General features: G+C 58.9%; 18 protein-coding genes. 9 read left to right on the top strand and 9 right to left on the bottom strand.

All coding sequences use genetic code 11. From position 1 onward, the window contains the following. Positions 1-8: 8 nt before the first annotated feature. Both WFP06_RS04790 and WFP06_RS04785 read right to left on the bottom strand, forming a co-directional pair. A complete protein-coding gene (locus WFP06_RS04790; RefSeq protein WP_336987629.1) occupies positions 9-1,850 on the bottom strand; it encodes a cation:proton antiporter domain-containing protein in 1,842 nt (613 codons plus the stop codon). A gap of 137 nt (positions 1,851-1,987) precedes the next feature. Beyond that, positions 1,988-2,437, bottom strand: a complete 450-nt coding sequence (locus WFP06_RS04785) for a peptidylprolyl isomerase (protein ID WP_336986098.1) — start codon at positions 2,435-2,437, stop codon at positions 1,988-1,990. A 130-nt stretch (positions 2,438-2,567) separates the two neighbouring features. Between WFP06_RS04785 and mgtE the strand changes: the two genes are divergently transcribed. The 3 genes from mgtE to WFP06_RS04770 all read left to right on the top strand — a co-directional run bounded on the left by mgtE (position 2,568) and on the right by WFP06_RS04770 (position 5,023). After that, positions 2,568-4,013 carry a magnesium transporter gene (gene mgtE / locus WFP06_RS04780; protein WP_336986097.1) on the top strand — a complete coding sequence of 482 codons (1,446 nt, stop codon included), beginning with the start codon at positions 2,568-2,570 and terminating at the stop codon, positions 4,011-4,013. 3 nt (positions 4,014-4,016) lie between these two features. Further along, complete coding sequence (locus WFP06_RS04775) at positions 4,017-4,421, top strand: DUF1489 family protein (RefSeq protein WP_336986096.1); 405 nt, start codon at positions 4,017-4,019, stop codon at positions 4,419-4,421. 161 nt (positions 4,422-4,582) lie between these two features. After that, the gene (locus WFP06_RS04770) at positions 4,583-5,023 is read left to right on the top strand and encodes a ferritin-like domain-containing protein (RefSeq protein WP_336986095.1); all 441 of its coding nucleotides are present in this window, start codon (positions 4,583-4,585) and stop codon (positions 5,021-5,023) included. Between the two features lie 120 nt (positions 5,024-5,143). Here the strand turns inward: WFP06_RS04770 and WFP06_RS04765 are convergent, their stop codons facing one another. Genes WFP06_RS04765 through WFP06_RS04755 form a run of 3 tightly spaced genes read right to left on the bottom strand, consistent with a single transcriptional unit; the run spans position 5,144 to position 8,039 of the window. Continuing rightward, on the bottom strand, positions 5,144-5,833 hold the full coding sequence (locus tag WFP06_RS04765; RefSeq protein WP_336986094.1) for a DsbA family oxidoreductase: 690 nt from the start codon (positions 5,831-5,833) through the stop codon (positions 5,144-5,146). After that, complete coding sequence (nudC, locus tag WFP06_RS04760) at positions 5,830-6,711, bottom strand: NAD(+) diphosphatase (RefSeq protein ID WP_336986093.1); 882 nt, start codon at positions 6,709-6,711, stop codon at positions 5,830-5,832. Before nudC ends, WFP06_RS04765 begins: the two co-directional genes overlap by 4 nt. A 5-nt stretch (positions 6,712-6,716) precedes the next feature. Then, positions 6,717-8,039: a serine hydrolase domain-containing protein gene (locus WFP06_RS04755; protein ID WP_336986092.1), complete on the bottom strand. Its 1,323-nt coding sequence runs from the start codon at positions 8,037-8,039 to the stop codon at positions 6,717-6,719. 127 nt (positions 8,040-8,166) lie between these two features. Between WFP06_RS04755 and WFP06_RS04750 the strand changes: the two genes are divergently transcribed. After that, complete coding sequence (locus WFP06_RS04750; protein ID WP_336986091.1) at positions 8,167-8,388, top strand: hypothetical protein; 222 nt, start codon at positions 8,167-8,169, stop codon at positions 8,386-8,388. Here the strand turns inward: WFP06_RS04750 and WFP06_RS04745 are convergent. Continuing rightward, positions 8,385-9,425 carry an A/G-specific adenine glycosylase gene (locus WFP06_RS04745; protein ID WP_336986090.1) on the bottom strand — a complete coding sequence of 347 codons (1,041 nt, stop codon included), beginning with the start codon at positions 9,423-9,425 and terminating at the stop codon, positions 8,385-8,387. The two genes, WFP06_RS04750 and WFP06_RS04745, sit on opposite strands and share 4 nt — an antisense overlap. Positions 9,426-9,454: 29 nt before the next feature. Here WFP06_RS04745 and WFP06_RS04740 point away from each other — a divergent pair, with 29 nt between their 5' ends. The 4 genes from WFP06_RS04740 (at position 9,455) to WFP06_RS04725 (ending at position 15,016) form a co-directional block, all read left to right on the top strand. Next, positions 9,455-10,012 carry a DUF721 domain-containing protein gene (locus WFP06_RS04740; protein ID WP_336986089.1) on the top strand — a complete coding sequence of 186 codons (558 nt, stop codon included), beginning with the start codon at positions 9,455-9,457 and terminating at the stop codon, positions 10,010-10,012. A 2-nt stretch (positions 10,013-10,014) separates the two neighbouring features. After that, positions 10,015-10,704: a DsbA family protein gene (locus WFP06_RS04735; RefSeq protein ID WP_336986088.1), complete on the top strand. Its 690-nt coding sequence runs from the start codon at positions 10,015-10,017 to the stop codon at positions 10,702-10,704. A gap of 100 nt (positions 10,705-10,804) precedes the next feature. Next, a complete protein-coding gene (locus WFP06_RS04730) occupies positions 10,805-11,557 on the top strand; it encodes a DsbA family protein (protein WP_336986087.1) in 753 nt (250 codons plus the stop codon). A 33-nt stretch (positions 11,558-11,590) separates the two neighbouring features. Continuing rightward, positions 11,591-15,016, top strand: a complete 3,426-nt coding sequence (locus WFP06_RS04725; protein WP_336986086.1) for a chromosome segregation SMC family protein — start codon at positions 11,591-11,593, stop codon at positions 15,014-15,016. Between the two features lie 3 nt (positions 15,017-15,019). Here WFP06_RS04725 and WFP06_RS04720 read toward each other — a convergent pair whose 3' ends face one another. Then, positions 15,020-15,247, bottom strand: coding sequence for a hypothetical protein (locus WFP06_RS04720; RefSeq protein ID WP_336986085.1), 228 nt, complete (start codon positions 15,245-15,247; stop codon positions 15,020-15,022). Positions 15,248-15,333: 86 nt separating this feature from the next. On the opposite strand from WFP06_RS04720, the gene WFP06_RS04715 reads away from it, so the two are divergent. Further along, positions 15,334-16,242, top strand: coding sequence for a DMT family transporter (locus tag WFP06_RS04715; protein WP_336986084.1), 909 nt, complete (start codon positions 15,334-15,336; stop codon positions 16,240-16,242). Between the two features lie 271 nt (positions 16,243-16,513). Here the strand turns inward: WFP06_RS04715 and WFP06_RS04705 are convergent, their stop codons facing one another. Then, the gene (locus WFP06_RS04705; RefSeq protein WP_336986082.1) at positions 16,514-18,061 is read right to left on the bottom strand and encodes a long-chain-fatty-acid--CoA ligase; all 1,548 of its coding nucleotides are present in this window, start codon (positions 18,059-18,061) and stop codon (positions 16,514-16,516) included. 81 nt (positions 18,062-18,142) lie between these two features. Continuing rightward, the gene (locus WFP06_RS04700) at positions 18,143-18,598 is read right to left on the bottom strand and encodes an ABA4-like family protein (RefSeq protein ID WP_336986081.1); all 456 of its coding nucleotides are present in this window, start codon (positions 18,596-18,598) and stop codon (positions 18,143-18,145) included. Positions 18,599-18,605: the final 7 nt, after the last annotated feature.

Genomic DNA, 18,605 nt, shown 5'->3' with positions numbered 1-18,605 from the left:
CGTTGCAGTCATTCGTTTGTTTCTGCCATGATTGTCGCCATCCGCGATGTCAGTTCCGCTTCCCAACCGCCCTTGATTTCGCGAATACTTGCCAGATAATCCTCATTTTCATGCGCAGGTACGTCGGGATCGTAATGATCGGCAGCATTCCGCATTGTGCTGCGGTCCATTTCGTTGAATGTCGCCACCATCCGGTCAGCCTGGTCTCGCGAATAGCCAAGCGCCTCGATTGCCGATCGTCCCATCCTAAGCGAACCGTCATAAGTTTCGCGGATAATATCGCGGCATCCGGCATACCAAAGGTCGTAAACATGATTGCGATCGACCGCACGCGCCACAATGTGGACCCGCGGGTGATGCTTGATCATATATTTGACCAGCCCGGTAATCTGTTCCTTGCCGTCAATCGCGATGACGAACAATTTGGCATCGTTGATACCCGCCGCGGACAGCATATCGGGACGGGTTGCGTCGCCGTAATAGGCATGGACATCAAATGCCTTGAGCAGTTCCAGCTGCCTCGAACTGAAATCGATAACCGTAGGCTCCAGCCCGGTGCCGCGCAAAATACGCCTGACAATTCCCCCGACCCGGCCATGTCCCGCGATGATGACTTCGCAATTTTCCTCGATTGCATCCATCTCGCGGTCCTTACCGCCCGAATAGAGCGGCGCGATAATCCGGTCATAAATAATGAATAGTGCCGGAGTGAGAAGCATCGATAGCGCCACAATCAAAAGCAGCCTGTCAGACAGATCACCCGGAATAACCGCGCTGGCGACCGTAATGGACAGCAATACGAAACCGAACTCGCCCGCCTGCGCCAGTCCGAGGCTGAACAGCCAGCGATCGGCCCCGCCGATTTTGAAAGCCACCGCCAGAACAAACAGGATCGCGGCCTTCAAGGCGATAAGACCAAGCGTCAATCCTGCGATGACTGCAAAATTATCAAATAGCAGGGCGAAGTTGATACCCGCGCCCACAGTCATGAAAAACAGGCCCAGCAACAGGCCTTTGAACGGATCGATATCGCTTTCCAACTCGTGACGATATTCGCTGTTCGCCAACACGACACCCGCAAGAAATGTGCCCAAAGCAGGTGACAGGCCGACCAGCGACATCAGCAGCGCGATGCCGACGACAATCATCAGCGCAGCGGCCACAAACAGTTCTCGCATTCGGCTGGCGGCGATAAATCTGAATATCGGGCCGGTGAGGTAGGAACCCGTCCCGATCACTGCAGCGATAGCGCCCAGCGTTACGAGCCCCGCAGCCCAGCCGGGCAATCCGGCAACCAGACTGATGGCGCCGCCGCCGTGTTCTCCTTCAGCACCCGGCGCACCGGACATGGTTTGCGCCAATTCGGGCAGCGCAAGCAAGGGGATCAGTGCCAGCATCGGGATCACGGCGATGTCCTGAAACAGCAGGACGGAGAAGCCCGATTGTCCCCCGTCGCTTTTCAGCAGCCCCTTTTCGCCCAACGACTGGAGAACAATCGCTGTTGATGACAGAGCCATCACCAGCCCGATTGCGAGTGCGACCGACCATGCTTGCCCCAGCACCATAGCGACACCCATTACGGCCGCTGTGGTCAGCACAACCTGCCCACCGCCAAGGCCAAGCAGCCTTGAGCGCATCGACCAAAGCAGTTTCGGTTCAAGTTCCAGCCCGACCAGAAACAGCATCATGACTACGCCGAATTCGGCGAAGTGCTGGATCGAAACCACGTCCACGTTCAAAAATGCCAGTGCCGGACTGATTACGATACCTGCGATCAGATAACCCAGCACGGAACCCATCCCCAGCCGCGAGGCCAGCGGGACTGCGGCGACCCCGGCGACGAGAAAGATGAAAGCCAGCAGCAGGAAGTCGGTGATGCGGAGTCTCCCAATAGCTGATCCGTCGGCCAGCGGCCCAACGCTACGTCAGAACGCCAGACAAAAAAAGAGGCGCCAGAAGCGCCCCTTTTTATCATTATCGATCCGTTCTAGCTGACAGTGGCTTTCACAATCTTGCCGGGGTTCGCCGGTGGCTCGCCCTTGGGCAGCGCATCGACGTGTTCCATGCCTTCTTCCACCTGGCCCCAGGCGGTATATTGACCGTCGAGGAAATGGGCATCGTCGAAGCAAATGAAAAACTGGCTGTTGGCGCTGTCGGGCATCTGGCTGCGTGCCATGCTGCACGTTCCGCGAACATGCGGCTCGGCGTTGAATTCGGCCTTCAGATCGGGGTGGTCGCTACCGCCCATGCCGGTGCCCGTCGGGTCGCCGCCTTGCGCCATGAAGCCGGGGATTACGCGGTGAAAAATCACCCCGTCGTAAAATCCGGCTTTGGCAAGCTGGGTTATCCGCTCGACATGGCCCGGCGCCAGATCAGGACGCAGCTTGATAACAATATCGCCGGTTTCGGTGGTAAGGGTCAATTTCTGGTCGGCCATTAGCGGTAATCTCCTTTTGGTTGACGCCGATATAATGTGCCAACCGCCAATGTCACCCGCCCCCGGCAAATCACACGCCGGAAAGACATGTAAAAGTTGATTTTGGGCCGCTACGCCCTAGACGCAGGGCATGGCTGAGGAAGACCGCGACAATCTTGTACTGCTCGATCCGCAGAAAGCGGAGCATGAGCCGCGCCCGGATGACCGCGTGGATGATGACAGGCTGGACGGCGAAAACACGCTTAAGCCGAGATTCGTAAGCAGCGTTGTCGAGGCGTTGGACGCGGGCGACGATACCAGGGTCTATGAACTCGTCGAGCCGCTTCATCCTGCCGACATCGCGGATCTGTTCGAACTGCTTGAACGCGATGACCGCCGCAGCCTGGCTGCCGCCATTACCGATCTGATGTCTGGCGAAGTGATCGCAGAGCTGAATGATTATGTCCGCGAGGATATGATGGAAGCGTTGCCTGCCGGGGCAGTCGCCGACATTGCCGAACAGCTGGAAACCGATGACGCGGTGCAGCTGATCGAAGATCTGGACGAAGACGATCAGGCTGCCATTCTGGCCGAAATGGAGCCGGAAGACCGTGCTGCCATCGAAAGCGCACTGGCCTATCCCGAAGAGACTGCCGGCCGCCTGATGCAGCGCGATATGGTCGCTGTGCCAGAGCATCTGACTGTTGGCGGGCTGATTGATTTTCTGCGCAGCGATGGTGATTTGCCGACCGATTTTCTTGAGGTATTTATCGTCAACGAGCGGCACATCCCTGTCGGGACCTGTCAGCTCAGCTGGATTTTGCGCACCCCGCGCAATGTCAAATTAAGCGACGTCATGAAACGCGACCAGACGCTGATCCCGGTGATGATGGATCAGGAAGAAGCCGCGCTGATGTTCCAGAAATACGCGCTGATTTCGGCGGCGGTCGTAGATGATGCCGGGCGATTGGTCGGGCAGATGACGGTCGATGACATCGTCCACATCATTTCAGAAGAAGCAGGCGAAGATGCCCTGCTGATGTCCGGCGCGGGCGAAGGCGACATCAACGAACCGATCCGCGAAGCGTATAGCGCACGGGTCCGCTGGCTAATCGCAAATCTGGGGACGGCGCTGGTAGCCAGTCTGATTATTGCAGCATTTGGAGCAGCAATCGAAAAGCTGGTTGCGCTGGCAGTTCTGATGCCGATTGTGGCCAGCATCGGCGGTAATGCCGGCACGCAGACTATGGCGGTTTCGGTCCGCGCTATTGCAATGAACCAGCTCACCCGGTCCAACACGAAGCGCATTCTGCTCAAGGAATTACGGGTTGCACTACTCAACGGCGCCACCATCGCAGTTCTGATCGGTTTGGCGACCGCAGCGATTTTCACCCCTATGCTTGGCGCTGTGATCGCAGCTGCAATGATTATCAACGTGGTGACATCGGGTCTTGCGGGAGTGGCTGTGCCGGTAGCTTTCGACCGGATGGGACAGGATCCCGCCGTTGCCAGCAGTGTCTTTGTCACGATGATTACCGATTCAATGGGATTCTTCGCTTTTCTCGGCCTTGCGGTGGCCGCGGGAGTGGCCGGTTAAACCATGCAGCTCCACATGACGAAAATCGCCTTCCGTAGCGAGAGTGTGGACACCTTGCGTACCTGGCTGGAAAGTCAGGGGCCCAAAGGCGAAGGCGTCGCGCGCCTGACCACAAAGTATCGCCCCACCCGCTGGGAAGAAATGATCGGCGGCTCGCTCTATTGGATACACGCACACGCACTTGTCGGACGCAGCCCGATTCTGGGGTTTACCGAAACCGGCGACAAACGCTGGTTTATCGATCTGTCACCCGAATTGATCGGCGTGCAGCCACGCCCCAAACGTGCCCATCAAGGGTGGCGCTATCTGAAGGGCGAACCACCGCGCGATCTGGAGGACGGCGAGGACATCGGTGATGTCTTACCGGGAAAACTGATGGGCAAACTCAATCGGCTGGGGCTGGTTTAAAATCTTCATAACAAAGTATTTGCATTTGTTTCGGAACGCTGTTCCCATCAGTGTGTTTCCAATATCATAGCGCCGAATTCATCGAAGACCTTGAACTGTAATAATGTTTTTGGCTCCGGTGGCTTAATCGCGTCCGTGCAATCATATCAAAGGAAACACTCATGGCTACCACAAATGCAGCGCTCGAAACCCTCATCGATACAGTATACGATTCCGTAGATGGTTACCGCAAGGCTGCCGAAACCGCTACCACTCCGAAGCTCAAGACCATCCTTGGTCAGCAGGCTGACAAACGCCAGAAAACGCTTGATACGCTTAATGCCGAATTGCAGCGTGTAGGCGGCGATCTGGTAACGAAAGGTACTGCAGCAGGCGGTCTTCACAAGTTGTGGATGAGCATTACCGATCTGTTCGAAAAAGGCGACGAAGCAGCGGTAGAGCGGGTTGAGGAAGGCGAAGATTATCTCGTGAAGAAGTTCGAAGCCGCGCTGGAAGCTGGAACCATAGATGCAGGCTCGCGCCCGGTTGTCGAGGCGGCACTGGCCGAAATCCGCGCTGGCGAAAGGCTAACGGATCAACTCGAAGCACAATACGACGACTGATCCGGATCATACATGGTAAAAAAGGCCCGGCTGTTCGCGCAGTCGGGCCTTTGTGTAGTCCCAAAGTAAAGAAAAGAGTAGCGCCAGCGTCTAACGAAATTGCGTGCGTCTTTCCGCGATTTACCCTGTTTTTGCGGCCACGCGTCTTAGTGCATTCACATAGACATCTGGCTGTTGTGCCCCCGGAATCAGGAACTTGCCGTCTATTATCATGGCGGGAACACCGGTAATGTTGGCTTCGAAGGCCTGGCGCTCTGCCGCGCGGACACGGGCCGCCAACGCTTTGTCGTCCAGCGCAGCCACCGCTGCCGCGCGTTCGATACCCTCAGCCTCGGCCAGTTCCAGAAGCACATCGCGCGCGCCGATCCGGCGGCGTTCATTGAAATGGGCGCGAAACAGCGCGAGCTTAACCGCAGTTTGCTTGTCCGGCCCGTATTCATCAAGTACATATGTGAGCAGAATATGCGCGCCGAAGGTGTTCCACATCATTGCAGGCGGCGCAGGGTCTTGGTTTCCTTCGTAATCCAGCGATACGCGGGCCTGCCCGGCCACCTGGCGCATCTGCGATTGGATGTCTTTGCTTTCGTCCAGCGTCCGACCATATTTCCGGGCGATATGCTCGGTGCGATCTTCGCCCTCGGGCGCCATATCGGGATTGAGTTCGAATGGCCGCCAGCGGATTTGAGCCTCGATTTCGCCGGCCAGTTGATCGAGCGCCTGCTGCAATTGTCCGTATCCGATGATGCACCACGGGCACATCACATCCGAGTAGATATCGATGGCCATTTTGCGCGGATTTAAGCCGGTCATTTGTCGAGCCACCAGGTAACCAGATCATGCGCGATGGCAAAGGATCGCGGAAAAATCAGATCGTCCGTGCCGTGTTCGCCCGCAGCGCGCGCATTTTCCAGATCATCGCGGGTGAACCAGCGCGCATCATCCAGTTCGGTCTTGTCGATGGTCAGTTCAGGATCGTCTGCGAAGGAATGACAGCCGATCATCATCTGGCTTGGAAATGGCCAGGGTTGGCTGGCCACATATGTCACATCGCGGACCCGCAGTCCCGCTTCCTCATGCACTTCGCGCGCAACGGCCTCCTCCAATGTCTCGCCCGGTTCGACAAAGCCTGCCAGCGCGGAGAATATCTTCGGCGGGAAGCGCGGCTGGCGGCCAAGCAACAACCGGCCATCATGTTCCACCAACATGATGGTAACCGGATCGACACGCGGGAAATGCTGCGCTGCGCAGGCGCCGCAATTGCGCTGCCACCCCCCCTTCGCGATTGTCGTTCCCTGGCCGCAGCGCGCACAAAACCGGTGCCTTGCATGCCAATCGACCAGACTGCGTGCACCGCCATATATTGCCAGATCCGCCGGTCCGAGAGTTTGCATCGCCTGCCACGCGCGCGGGTTGGCATAAGGCGGTTCGGGCGATCCCTTATCAGGCACGGCAGCAAAGCAAGCCTTACCCCCCATCAGACCCAGAAAAACCAGCTCCGCCTCGGGAGGTACATCGGCCAATGTTTCCCACACCAATGTTCCATCACCGGATATTTGCGGCTCTAGTCCGTCCATGACCAGCGTTTTTGCACGCCAATCCAGCAGACCCGCCAGAGCATCGGCATCCCCGCGAATGTGATCGGCACGGTCAATGGGCGAGCCCGAAAATGCGGTGATGATCCCGCTCATCCGGCTCAGGCTCCGCTGGCCATCGCCATCATGTCAGCCGCAACTGCTTTGGGAAAATCGCCGTGCACCGCGTAAGCATCGGACGGCATATATTGAGTGAACAGTGCCGCACGCAGGCCGCGTTTCATATCGACCAGTGCGACGGTGCCGGCAGCCCCGCCCCATCCGAACGTGCCCGCCTGTTCGCCAAGTCCGACCCTTCCGCCAGCGCCAAAGCCCGCCCCGTCGGCAAATGTACCGGTCGTATCGACTGCGGCAGGTAGTAAATTCGACGTGCCCACGCGGACTGCGAGTTCCCCCATCACCCGTTTTCCGTCAATCACGCCGTAACCCAGCAGCAATCGCAGGAACCGATCATAATCGTGCGGGCTCGATACCAGCCCTGCCCCGCCAAACGGGAATGCCGGCTTGTCTGTGAAAATCGACGCTCCGGCAGGATCGATCGGCAGCAGCGCGCCGCCAAACACCGCATAATTTGTCGTGAGGCGTCCGGTTTCGCTTGTCGGGACCTGGAACCAGGTGGAATTCATGCCAGCGGGCTTGAAGATGTTCTCGTCCAGCCAGCTATCGAACGGTGTACCGGTGGCAACTTCGACAACGCGGCCGAGCAGATCGAGCGATACCGAATAGCTCCAGACCGTGCCAGGCTGATAGACCAGCGGCAGCCGGGCAAGGTTATTGGCAAATATTTCAAGGCTTGGCGCAGGTTTGGCACGTCCCACGCCAAGAATCGGCATCCGGCTGACTGCACCCGGCGAAATACCATCGGCTTCGTAAGCGTCCTTGATCGGACCTTTCTGGATGATGCCATAGCCAAGGCCCGCAGTATGCGTAAGCAAATGCCGGACCGTGATCGGACGCGCTGCATCGACCACATCATCTATCGGCCCGTCAGCCACCCGCTGCACTTTCATGTTTGCGAAAGCGGGCAGGATTTCGGCCAGCGGCTGGTCGAGACCGAGCTTTCCGTCGTCGATCAACATCATGATGGCCATGCCGGTTACCGGCTTGGTCATGGAATATATCCGATAGAGCGAATGCTGGTCCACCTCGGCGCTTGCGCCCTTGGCCAAAGTGCCTTTGCTGATCATCTCCAACGAACCCTGGCCCCAGCCCATAGCAGCCTGCATATTTGCGACCTTGCCCTGCTCGACATAGGTATCAACCATCTTGCTGACCGTATTCCAGCGCGTTGGATGCGAGTCATGCGCCAATGCCATACGGCCCACCGGAAGGCCGGCAAGCGCGGCCCCGGCCCCCAGAAAAGCGCCCCCACGCAAAAGCGACCGGCGCGAAACTTCGGGTGTAGAGAAATGCTGGGGCTTCATGTCGGTTTGTCCTTTAGTACGTTTCGCATATTGCGTTTGTTCGTATCGTTTTGCGACTGATTGCAGTTGCGTGGGCAAGCATCAAGAGGCGCTTGCAAATCAGAGGTGCGCTATTTATATAATACACATGCTGAACATCCTCTCATTTATCCTGGGAATCATATCCCTGGTAATCGTCATCCCTGCAACCATTCCCCTGCTTGGCTGGGCCAACTGGTTTGCGCTTCCGCTGATTGTGATCGGGGCGGTTCTGGGGCAATTATCGTCCAGTAAAGGCGGTCGTAATTTCTGCCTCGTCGTGCTGGCGATTGCGGCATTGCGGCTGACACTGGGCGGCGGGATCATCTAAGCTGACGCAAGCCTTGCCGCCTTGGCAAACAAGGTCGGCAATCCGGCTTCGTCAATCCTGCCGACCGGCCACCATTCGCCCGCGCCGGGCGGCAATGTGTCGCCGGTATAACGACGGACCGCCAGATCGAGTGTCGCGTGAGTGAACACATGGCGCACGGTCCCCGCATCGATCCAATCGCCGGATAATGGCGAATCACCGCTGCCGTCATTTCGCGCAGTCCATCCGTCATCAGGCAAAGCGCGCATTCCGCCAAGCATCCCTTTGCTCGCACGTTTAACCAGCCAGACGTTGCCGCCCCGTTCGATCCAGAATGCGGTTCCCTTTCGCTCCGGCTTCGTTTTCTTTGGCGGTTTGACCGGGAAACGTCCCGGCTCGCCTGTTGCCCGCGCTTCGCAATATTTCGTGAGCGGGCACAGCAGACAGCGCGGCTCGCGGCTGGTGCAAACTGTCGCGCCCAAATCCATCATGGCTTGCGCGTGATCACCCGCGCGGATTGCGGGTGTTATAGCGTCCGCGGCAACACGGATCGCCTTGCGTGCGGCCGGCAGCGGGGCCACAATAGCGAATAGCCGGGAGACGACCCGTTCGACATTTGCATCCACCACCACCGCCCGCTTGCCGAATGCGATGGAAGCAATAGCGGCCGCCGTATAGGCGCCCAGACCGGGCAGCTTGCGCAAATCGTCCTCGGCTTGCGGGAACGCGCCCAACTTGGCAATTTGACGCGCGCATTTGGCCAGATTTCGCGCCCGCGAATAATAGCCAAGCCCGGCCCATGCAGCCATGATGTCTTCTTCCGGCGCCGCAGCCAGCGCCTCTACCGTCGGCCAGCGGTTTATGAATTTTTTGAAGTAGGGCGTGACCGCCGCTGTCGTGGTTTGCTGCAGCATCACTTCCGATAGCCATACATGGTATGGATCGGCCGGCGGATGGCCAGGCGGGGCACGCCAGACCAGACTGCGCGCGCAAAGATCGTACCACTTTAGAAGCAGCGGCGAAATCCGGGCGGAATTGCGGTGTTTGCTGGCAGTCACGCTCTGCCTATGGCATGGCCTGATACCAGATGGAACGGGATGATCGAAAACCGCGCGCAAAGGCGCCGCAAATTGCGAAAAAGCACCTGTTTCGCAAATACGAGCGACCTCGCGGTGGTCAGGCCAAACAAATATCTGATTTGATGCCGCAGATCGGCCGCACGGCCTTCCGGCGGTTTGGGTTTGTGCAATCGTCTGTCGTGACACGCTGGCCTGAAATTGTCGGCCCGACGCACGCCCGCGTATGTTCGCCAGAAGCAATCCGTTTCCCCCCTGGCGAAAAAAGCGAAGGCATCTTGCAATTGGTCGTTTTGCCGGCGCACGCCCCGCTGATCCAGCACGTGATTCCGGAGATTATCGAACGGGTAAACCGGTTTTTCGGATATGCTGCCGTTTCGCGGGTCAAACTCCGGCAAGGCGAGGTTAAGCCGCCGCGTGCTGAAACGCCGCCGACGGCCCCGCCTTCGCTCAAGCCGATACCCATGGAACTGGGCGAAAGCCTACGCGATATTGGTGATCCAGAGCTTAGGACTGTATTGGAATCGCTCGCCCGATCAATGGGCAGCCCTGACGACGAGACAGAGTGACTATGAAATCAGTTTTGAAAGCAGCACTGCTTGGTGCGGTAGCCCTGATGTGCACCGCGGCAAATACAAACTGGAATACCTCTGTCACGTTGACAGAGGGCGGCCATCTGATCGGCAATCCCGATGCCAAACTCAAGATTACCGAATTCATCAGCTATACCTGCCCGCATTGCGCCAATTTTGCGCGCGAGGGCGAAGCGCCTCTGCAACTGGCATATGTCGGTCCAGGCCGGGCAAATCTCGAAATCCGTCATCTGATATTGAACCAGGTCGATCTTGCGGCGGCCATGCTGACCTGGTGCGGCGACAAATCCCGGTTTCCCGCCAATCATGCTGCTTTCATGTACCGTCAGGACGAATGGCTGGGCGAAGCGCGCAAGACATCCGCGGCACAGCGGTCAAGGTGGCAGAATCAGGATCTTCGCACACGCAACCGCGCCATTGCCGACGATCTGGGATTTTACCGGATCATGGAAGGGCGCGGTTATTCTCGGATCGAAACCGAAACCTGCCTCGCTGACGCGGCAATGGCGGACCAGTTGATGCTGAACACGCAGCTAAACGGCGAAGTCCACGGCGTCCGCGCGACGCCCAGCTTTCAGGTCAACGGCAAACTGCAGGACGCGGTGCACGAATGGTCCACGCTCGAACCAGTGCTTGGCGCTGCGTTAAGGGAAATTGCCGCAGACTGAACTTGCAGCGCATTCTAATGTGTGGATACCTGCGAGTATAACTTTAACCCCGCCCTGCGTTGGGCTAACTTGGGTCAACTCCTTTGGGGAATATAAGAATATGAACACGATCCGCCGCTTTTCATTTGCCGCTATTGCGCTGCCATTGTCCCTCGCGATTGCCGGATGTGGTGCCGAAACTGCCGAAGGCGAAGCCCCAGAAGGCGATGCGATTGCCGCAATCGAGGCGCCCGGAGGTCAGGCATGGTCCGAAACAGTGACTGTTTCAGAGGAAGACGGCTATATTCTCGGCAATCCCGAAGCGCCGGTGAAACTGCTCGAATATGCGTCGCTCACCTGCCCCGCCTGTGCAGCCTTTTCCGCAGATGCCAGCGAGAAAATCCGCGATAAATACGTGGCTTCGGGGGTCGTCAGCTACGAACTTCGCAATTTGATCCGCGGGCCGGATGATCTGATGCTGGCCCGGCTGGTTCGCTGCGGCGCGAAGGAAAGCATGATCCCGCTGTCGGACCAGGTCTGGGCAAACCTGCAAGCGCTGCTTGCGCCGATTTATGAAAATCAGGAGGCTGCCCAACAGGCCATGGCAATGGCGCCTGATCAGCGTTTCGTCGCGTTTGCCAATTCATTCGGAATTACCGACTTTTTTGCAGCGCGCGGTATTTCGCGAGATCAGGCGCAGGCCTGCCTCGCCAATCCAGAAGAATTGCAGGCAATCGCCGATCGTTCGCAAACACAATCGGAAGAGCTGGGCATAGCCGGCACACCCACATTCTTTATCAACGGGCGCAAGATCGAAGGTAACCAGAACTGGTCCACCATCGAACCCATGTTGCAGGCGGCGGGCGCACGCTAACGGGAAACCTGCTATCGGGGGGAGGCGCTACACTTGCTGATACGGCGGCTTAAACTCAGCGGTTTCAAAAGCTTTGTAGAGCCTGCCGAATTGCGTGTAGAACCCGGCCTGACGGGGGTAGTCGGCCCGAACGGCTGTGGTAAATCCAACCTCCTCGAAGCGATCCGCTGGGTGATGGGCGAAAATTCGCCCAAGTCGATGCGCTCGGGCGGAATGGACGACGTCATTTTCGCTGGTACGGAAACGCGGCCGCAGCGCGACTTTGCCGAAGTCGTCCTGCAAGGTGCGACCGGCGACGGCGAGGAACTGGAAGTGACCCGCCGGATCGAACGCGGAGCCGGCAGTTCCTACCGCGTGAATGGCCGCGATGTGCGCGCAAAAGATGTTGCGCTGACTTTTGCAGATGCTGCCACTGGCGCGCACAGCCCGGCTCTCGTCAGCCAAGGCAAGATTGCTCAGGTAATTGCCGCAAAGCCGGCCGAGCGCCGCCAGATGCTCGAAGAAGCCGCCGGTATCGCGGGGCTGCACGTTCGCCGGCGCGACGCGGAAAGCAAATTGCGTCAGACCGAAGCCAATCTGGCGCGGCTGGATGATCTGATGGCGGGCCTGGACAGCCAGATGGCAAGCCTGCGCCGACAAGCCAGCCAGGCGGATCGTTACACCAAACTGTCTGGCCAAATCCAGGTCGCCGAGGCCCGCTTGCTGTATGCGCGGTGGCGCGACGCTGCCCGCGCTGCGGAAACCGCGCGCGCGGAAGCGCAGCAAGCCGAACAACAGGTTGCAGAAGCCAAAGCGGCAACAGATATCGCGCAAAAAGAACAGGCAACTGCCGCGCAGAAACTTGGCCGGGCGCGTGACGAATTGGCGGACCGCCGAGACGATGCAAGCGCGCACGGCCACCGGATGGCGGCGCTTACCGGCAAGCTGGAAGCGGCCGAACAGCGGCTTGCCGATCTTGACCGCCAGAAAGCGCGGCTCGAAGAAGATCGCAGCGAAGCTGACCGGATGACCCGCGACGCTGCGGAAGCGTTGGCACGGCTGACAAAAGAGCTGGCCGATAGCGCGCAAATGCTCGGGGCTGACGAAGCGCTGCGCCCCGGCATCGCCGCGAAACTGGAAGACACCGATCGTGCCGGACGCACTGCCGAGCTGGCATTGGCGAAGGCGACTGCCGCTCAGGCGGGGGTCGAGGCTGAATGGCGCGTCGCCGAAGCCGAGGTGGAACAGGCGCGCGCGAGGGTGAGCCGGCTTGAAAGCGAGCTGAGCCGTCACGATGCTGCGCGCCGCGAATTAACTGAAGCAGGCGATCCTGACAGCGCCGTCATGCAGGCTCAGGCTGCTGCAGATGAAGCTGCTAACCAATTGTCGGCTCTGCGTGAAAAACTGGAACAGCAGCGTACACTCAAGGAGACGTTAGCTGCTGAGCGAGACGAAACTGCCAGTATCTTTGCCGCTGCAAAGGCTGAACTGGCCGGGCTAGAGCGCGAACACGCGGTCCTCGCACGTGACCGGGATTCGCGCGTAAAACAGGCTGCAAACAGGCAAGGCCTTCGCTCTGCGCTTGATCATATACGTGCCCAGCGCGGTTACGAACGCGCATTGGCTGCTGTGCTGGGCCGCGATGCCAAGGCACGTCTCGGTACACCTGACGGCGCGGGCGATGGCCGGTACTGGACCGGTACGGAGCCGCCCGCGCCCGTCAGCGACAGCATCGCCAACCATATTACGGATTGCCCGGCCGAACTGGCCGCACGGCTCGCGCTTGTCCATGTCGTGAAACTGGATGACGGGCGGACTCTCGCGCCCGGCCATTGGCTGGTTACACGGGACGGCCAATTGCGCCGCTGGGATGGGTTTGTGGCACGCGGTGAAGGCGCTGGTGAGGCCGCCCGTCTGGAAGCGGAAAACCGGCTTGCGGAACTCGAGCAATTGTTGCCCGGGCAGCGCGCCGAAACCCGCAAAGCCGGCGAAGATCAAGATTTCGCGCAGCAGGAACTATCGTCACTGCAGCAAGGCTTGGTAGTGCTGGAGCGGCAATTCGCCACAGCTTCGGACGAGGAGCGCCGCGCGCTGCGATCGCTGGATCAGGCTGAAGGCGAACGCGAACGGATGGCCTCCCGACTCGCAGAACTCGGCAAGATACAAGGCGGGCTGGCCGATCAGCGCAAACAGGCTGAAATAGAATTCGCGTTGGCCGAGAGAAAGCGCGCTGCCCTGCCCGATGCCGATGCAGGACGTGCGGCTTTGAAAGCAGCGCAAGCAAAACATGACGCGGCGCGCTCCGCATTGCAGGCCGCCACAGCCGATCTGGCAGCGCACGACCAATCGCTCGCCGTAGCGCGCGAGCGGGCTGCCACCCGGCGGGCGGATATGGCCGGGTGGCAGTCGCGGTCAGGCGATGCGACAAAACGGCTCGCTGAAACGGAGCGGCGGTTTGAAGAAATCGCCGGGGAACGCGCAGTCGTCGCCGCCAAGCCCGCAGGTTTGATCAAGGAAATTGAGCAGGGAGATACGGTTCGCGAGAGGTTGAGCCATGAACTGGAAGCGGCTGAGCTCGCAGTCGGCCATACGACCGAAAATGCCCGACTTGCAGACCTCAAACTCGCCGAACACACCGAAACATTGGCTACTGCACGCGAAGCCCGCGCCGGATTGGGTGCGCGCGCGGAAAATGAAGAGGAGCGGCGAAGCGAAATGGGCCGCATTTCGGGTGAAAGGTTCCAATGCTCACCGCCAATGCTGGCCGAGAAGTTTGCATTTGATGCCGAGTCAATCGGCGGATCGGGCGAAGAATCGGTTGAGCTGGACCGTTTGACCGCCAGCCGTGAGAGGATCGGGCCGGTCAATCTGGTCGCCGCCGACGAACTCGCCAAAATGGAAAATCAGCACGGGTCAAGCGCGGCGGAGCAAGCGGAACTGGCTGAAGCGGTCAATCGGCTGCGCGGCTCCATCGGTAATCTCAACCGCGAAGGCCGCGAACGCCTGAAGCGCGCATTCGACCAGGTGGACACGCATTTCCGCCGTCTGTTCACGCGTTTGTTCGAAGGTGGTCAGGCGCATCTCGCGCTTATCGACAGCGACGACCCACTGGAAGCCGGGCTCGAAATATTTGCCCAGCCACCGGGCAAGCGCCTGCAATCCCTAACCCTGTTATCGGGCGGAGAGCAGGCTCTGACTGCCATTGCGCTGATCTTTGCCCTGTTCCTCACCAATCCGGCACCGATTTGTGTGCTCGACGAAGTGGATGCGCCGCTGGACGACGCCAATATCGACCGATTTTGCGACTTGCTTGATCAGATGGTCAAGGAAACGGACACGCGCTATCTTATCGTGACGCACAATGCCGTCACCATGAGCAGGATGCATCGCCTGTTTGGTGTTACAATGGTCGAACAGGGTGTCAGCCGGCTGGTAAGCGTGAATCTGGATACGGCCGAAGAATTACTCGCCGCAGAATAGCAGCTAGCCTGCCACTATCCCTTTTACCGCCATCACCATCAGCCCCGCCCCGATGATCGCTGTGCCCATCGTCAGTCCCAGCCAGGGCACCCATCCGACATTGTCGATCCGGCTGCGCTTGCCGCGGCGGCGCTCCATCACCATGCTGAATATCGCCAGCAGAAAAAAGGCAATGCCCCACAGGCCGAGGATTTCGGCGTCGCTGGCAAAGGTGAAGAATTGATGCAGCATCGGTTCCGCCGCGCATATGGGCGGAACCGCTGCAACCTTCAATGCACCCGCTTGCCGAAACCGCGCCGCGCACTAAAGCAGCGGCGATGACTGCAGCACTTCCCCGCCAACGCCCGCTATTCGCGCTGCTTATCCGGTTGGCGGCGATGGTGGCGCTTTCGACGATGGCGTTGTTTGTCAAACTCGCCAGCGAAAGCGGTATCCATATTGCGGAAATACTTTTCTGGCGGCAGTTTATCACGCTGCCGCTGCTTGGCGGCTGGCTCGCCCTGACCGGACAAGCAATGCTGTTCACCACCCGCCGCCCGGGCATGCACGCCAAACGCGCAGCCTACGGTATGACCGGCATGGTCCTGATTTTTACAGCCCTGACGCTGCTTCCGCTTGCCGAAGCGACGGTGTTCAACTTTACCAGCACGATCTGGGCGGTGATCCTGTCGGTATTTCTGCTGCGTGAAAAAGTCGGTCGGTACCGCTGGCTGGCGGTCATCCTGGGATTTACCGGGGTGTTGGTAATCGCGCAGCCAGGAGGCGGAAACATCAATCTTGCGGGCGCAGCAGCCGCGCTCGGCGGCGCATTCATGGTGGCTTTGATCTCGATCCAGATCCGCGACATGAACAGGACCGAACACCAATTGACGATCGTGTTCTATTTTGCCGCTTTCAGTGCGCCTGTGCTGCTGTGTTTCATGCCTTTCGTGTTTGCACCGCACGACATGTATCAGTGGCTGGTCATCGCAGGGTTAGGATTGTCGGGTCTGGCCGGGCAGGTTCTCCTCACATTGTCGCTCCGCTTCGGCGCAGTCGCCAGCGTGATCGTGATGGATTACTCCTCGCTCATCTGGGCGACGCTGTTCGGATTGCTGGTGTTTGGAAACATTCCGCCGGTTGCCACCTGGTTTGGCGCGCCGCTGATTGTGGTTGCCGGCCTGATAATTGCCTACCGCGAACATAAATTGTCGATTGCCCGGGACGTGCCGCCGGCAGCCGCTTAGGGGAACCCTTTGGCAAAGCAATCGTTTTGCCGTTATCTACTCGCTGGAAGACAACAAAAGGATATTATCATGGTTCGCAAAGTATTTCTCGCCGTTGGTATCGCCGCCCTTTCGCTTACTGCAACTGCATGCAACACCGTAAAAGGTCTTGGAAATGACGTTGAGTCGGTTGGCGAAGCTGGCGACCGCGTACTCTGAACGGTTTTATCCCGCACATTAAAAAGCCCGCCCGAGCAATCCGGCGGGCTTTTTTATGCGGAATCAGGTTTCGCTAGACCTGCCTGTCGCGTCCTTGCCAATATGGTTCGCGCAGTTGGCGGCGCAAAATCTTTCCCGTCGGGTTGCGCGGCATTTCCGTGATGACATCGACGGTTTTGGGGACCTTGAATCCGGCGACCCGCTCGCGGGTGAACTCGATTACCGATGCCGGGTCGATGGTGCGACCAGGCTTGGCCACACACACCGCCTTTACAGCCTCACCCCACATTTCGTCGGGAACGCCGATCACTGCTACTTCTGCTATGTCGGGATGGCCGTAAACCGCACTCTCGACCTCGGCGGGATAGACATTCTCGCCGCCCGAAATGATCATGTCTTTTATCCGGTCCTGGATAAAGACGTAGCCGTCCTCGTCCATATAGGCGGCATCACCCGTGCACAGCCAGCCATCAGGCGTGACGGTTGCTGCGGTGGCTTCGGGCAGGTTCCAATATCCCATCATGTTTGACGGCGCGCGAATGGCAATTTCGCCAATATCTCCGCGCGGGACCTCGTTCATCTCGCTGTCCATGATACTGATTTGGACGCCCGGCACAGCTTTGCCCGCAGATCGCATCCGCTTGTTGCCTGCCGGATCGTGATCTTCGGGCGGCAATAATGATACCGTCCCCGTAGTTTCGGTCATGCCGTAAACCTGTGCGAAACCGGCTCCCGGCATCGTCGTCAGCGCCTCGCGCAGAAGGTCAAGCGGCATGGGCGCTGCGCCATAAAAGACGTATTTGACGCGGCTGAAATCAGTGGATTTCGCGCGTGGATGTTGAATCAGCATTTGAAGTGCGGCTGGCACGATAAATAGCCGCGTCGCGCCATCGTCCACCGCATCCAGGACACCGTCCGGTGTAAATTCGGGCATGATAATCGCACGCACACCTGACGATACGGAATTGATGCTCAGCCCTGTGCCGCCGATGTGCGAACACGGCATACAACACAAAATAGCCTCATGCGCTTCGAATACGGACCACGGTTTGCCGGCATCTTCCTGCGGCTTGCGCAGACTGAACAGGTTGGCGTTGCTCAGCACGGCGCCCTTGGGCTTACCCGTGGTGCCCGACGTATACAGTTGCAAGACCGCGGCGTCGCTATCGGCTGGCACGAATTCGGCAGGATCGCGGGCCGCAATTCGCGCCCACATCGCATCTTCGCTCACGACCGCGGGAGGGTTTTCCAGACCTGCACAGGCCTTTGCCGCCGCCTCCTCAAATCCCGCACCGATCACCAGAAGCATCGCGCCAGTGTCTTCAAGGATATAGCCAACCTCGGCGGGGGCAAGCCGCCAGCCGATTGGCGCGATAACCACCCCGCAGCGTCCGCAGGCGAAAAACAGCTGGAAATACAGGTCTGAATTCCGCCCGAGATATGCGATACGGTCGCCCGGCTTGATCCCCATGTCCTGAAACACGCCAATCATGCGCGCGGTGGCCGTGTCCAATTCGCCGTAGGTGGTGCGGCGTTCCCCCATCTGGGTTGCCAGGGTATCAGGCCGCTCTTTCGCCCAATAGGTGATGAACTCGTCAAACGTCAGCATCTCGTCCGTCACAGACCGCTACTCCCAAACCTGGCGCGTTTATCCGCACCTTGTGCGGCAATCATGACAGCAAGGAAGCGTTAGGCCAATAGGCTAGGCTATGCGGGTCTTACGGTATCGTTCGCGGTAAATCAGCCAGACCAGCAATCCGGCTGGCCCGGCCATCAATGTCGCGAACAGAACGGGCGCCTGTACGATGCGCGAGATGCCCTTCGCATCGGCATCTTTGGAAATCCACAATCCGACGAATAAATCGAAGGCCAGATAATGCGTCCAGCCGATCACCACGCCCCCGTCAGACAGAAAAATGCCGCGGACGCCTTCGATTGTGGTGAAGTTGGCACCGCCAGCGGCTGCACCTGGCACTGGATTTCCGTCAATTATTCCGGTCATCAACAGAATGATGAAGAATGTGTAGATCAGACACAGCAAGCCAACACCCAGATATAGAATTGCGGTGTTGAGCAGGGCCGAGCGCGGCGCAAGTATCAACGCCGCCCACGCGGCCAGCGCCAGAATATTGACGAAGCTGAACAGCCCTTCCCACATTTCCGTC

The sequence above is a fragment of the Altererythrobacter aquiaggeris genome (assembly GCF_037154015.1).
GTDB lineage: Bacteria > Pseudomonadota > Alphaproteobacteria > Sphingomonadales > Sphingomonadaceae > Aestuarierythrobacter > Aestuarierythrobacter aquiaggeris.
The sequence above is the reverse complement of the archived record's forward strand: the minus strand, read 5'-3'. Positions and strand labels throughout refer to the sequence as shown.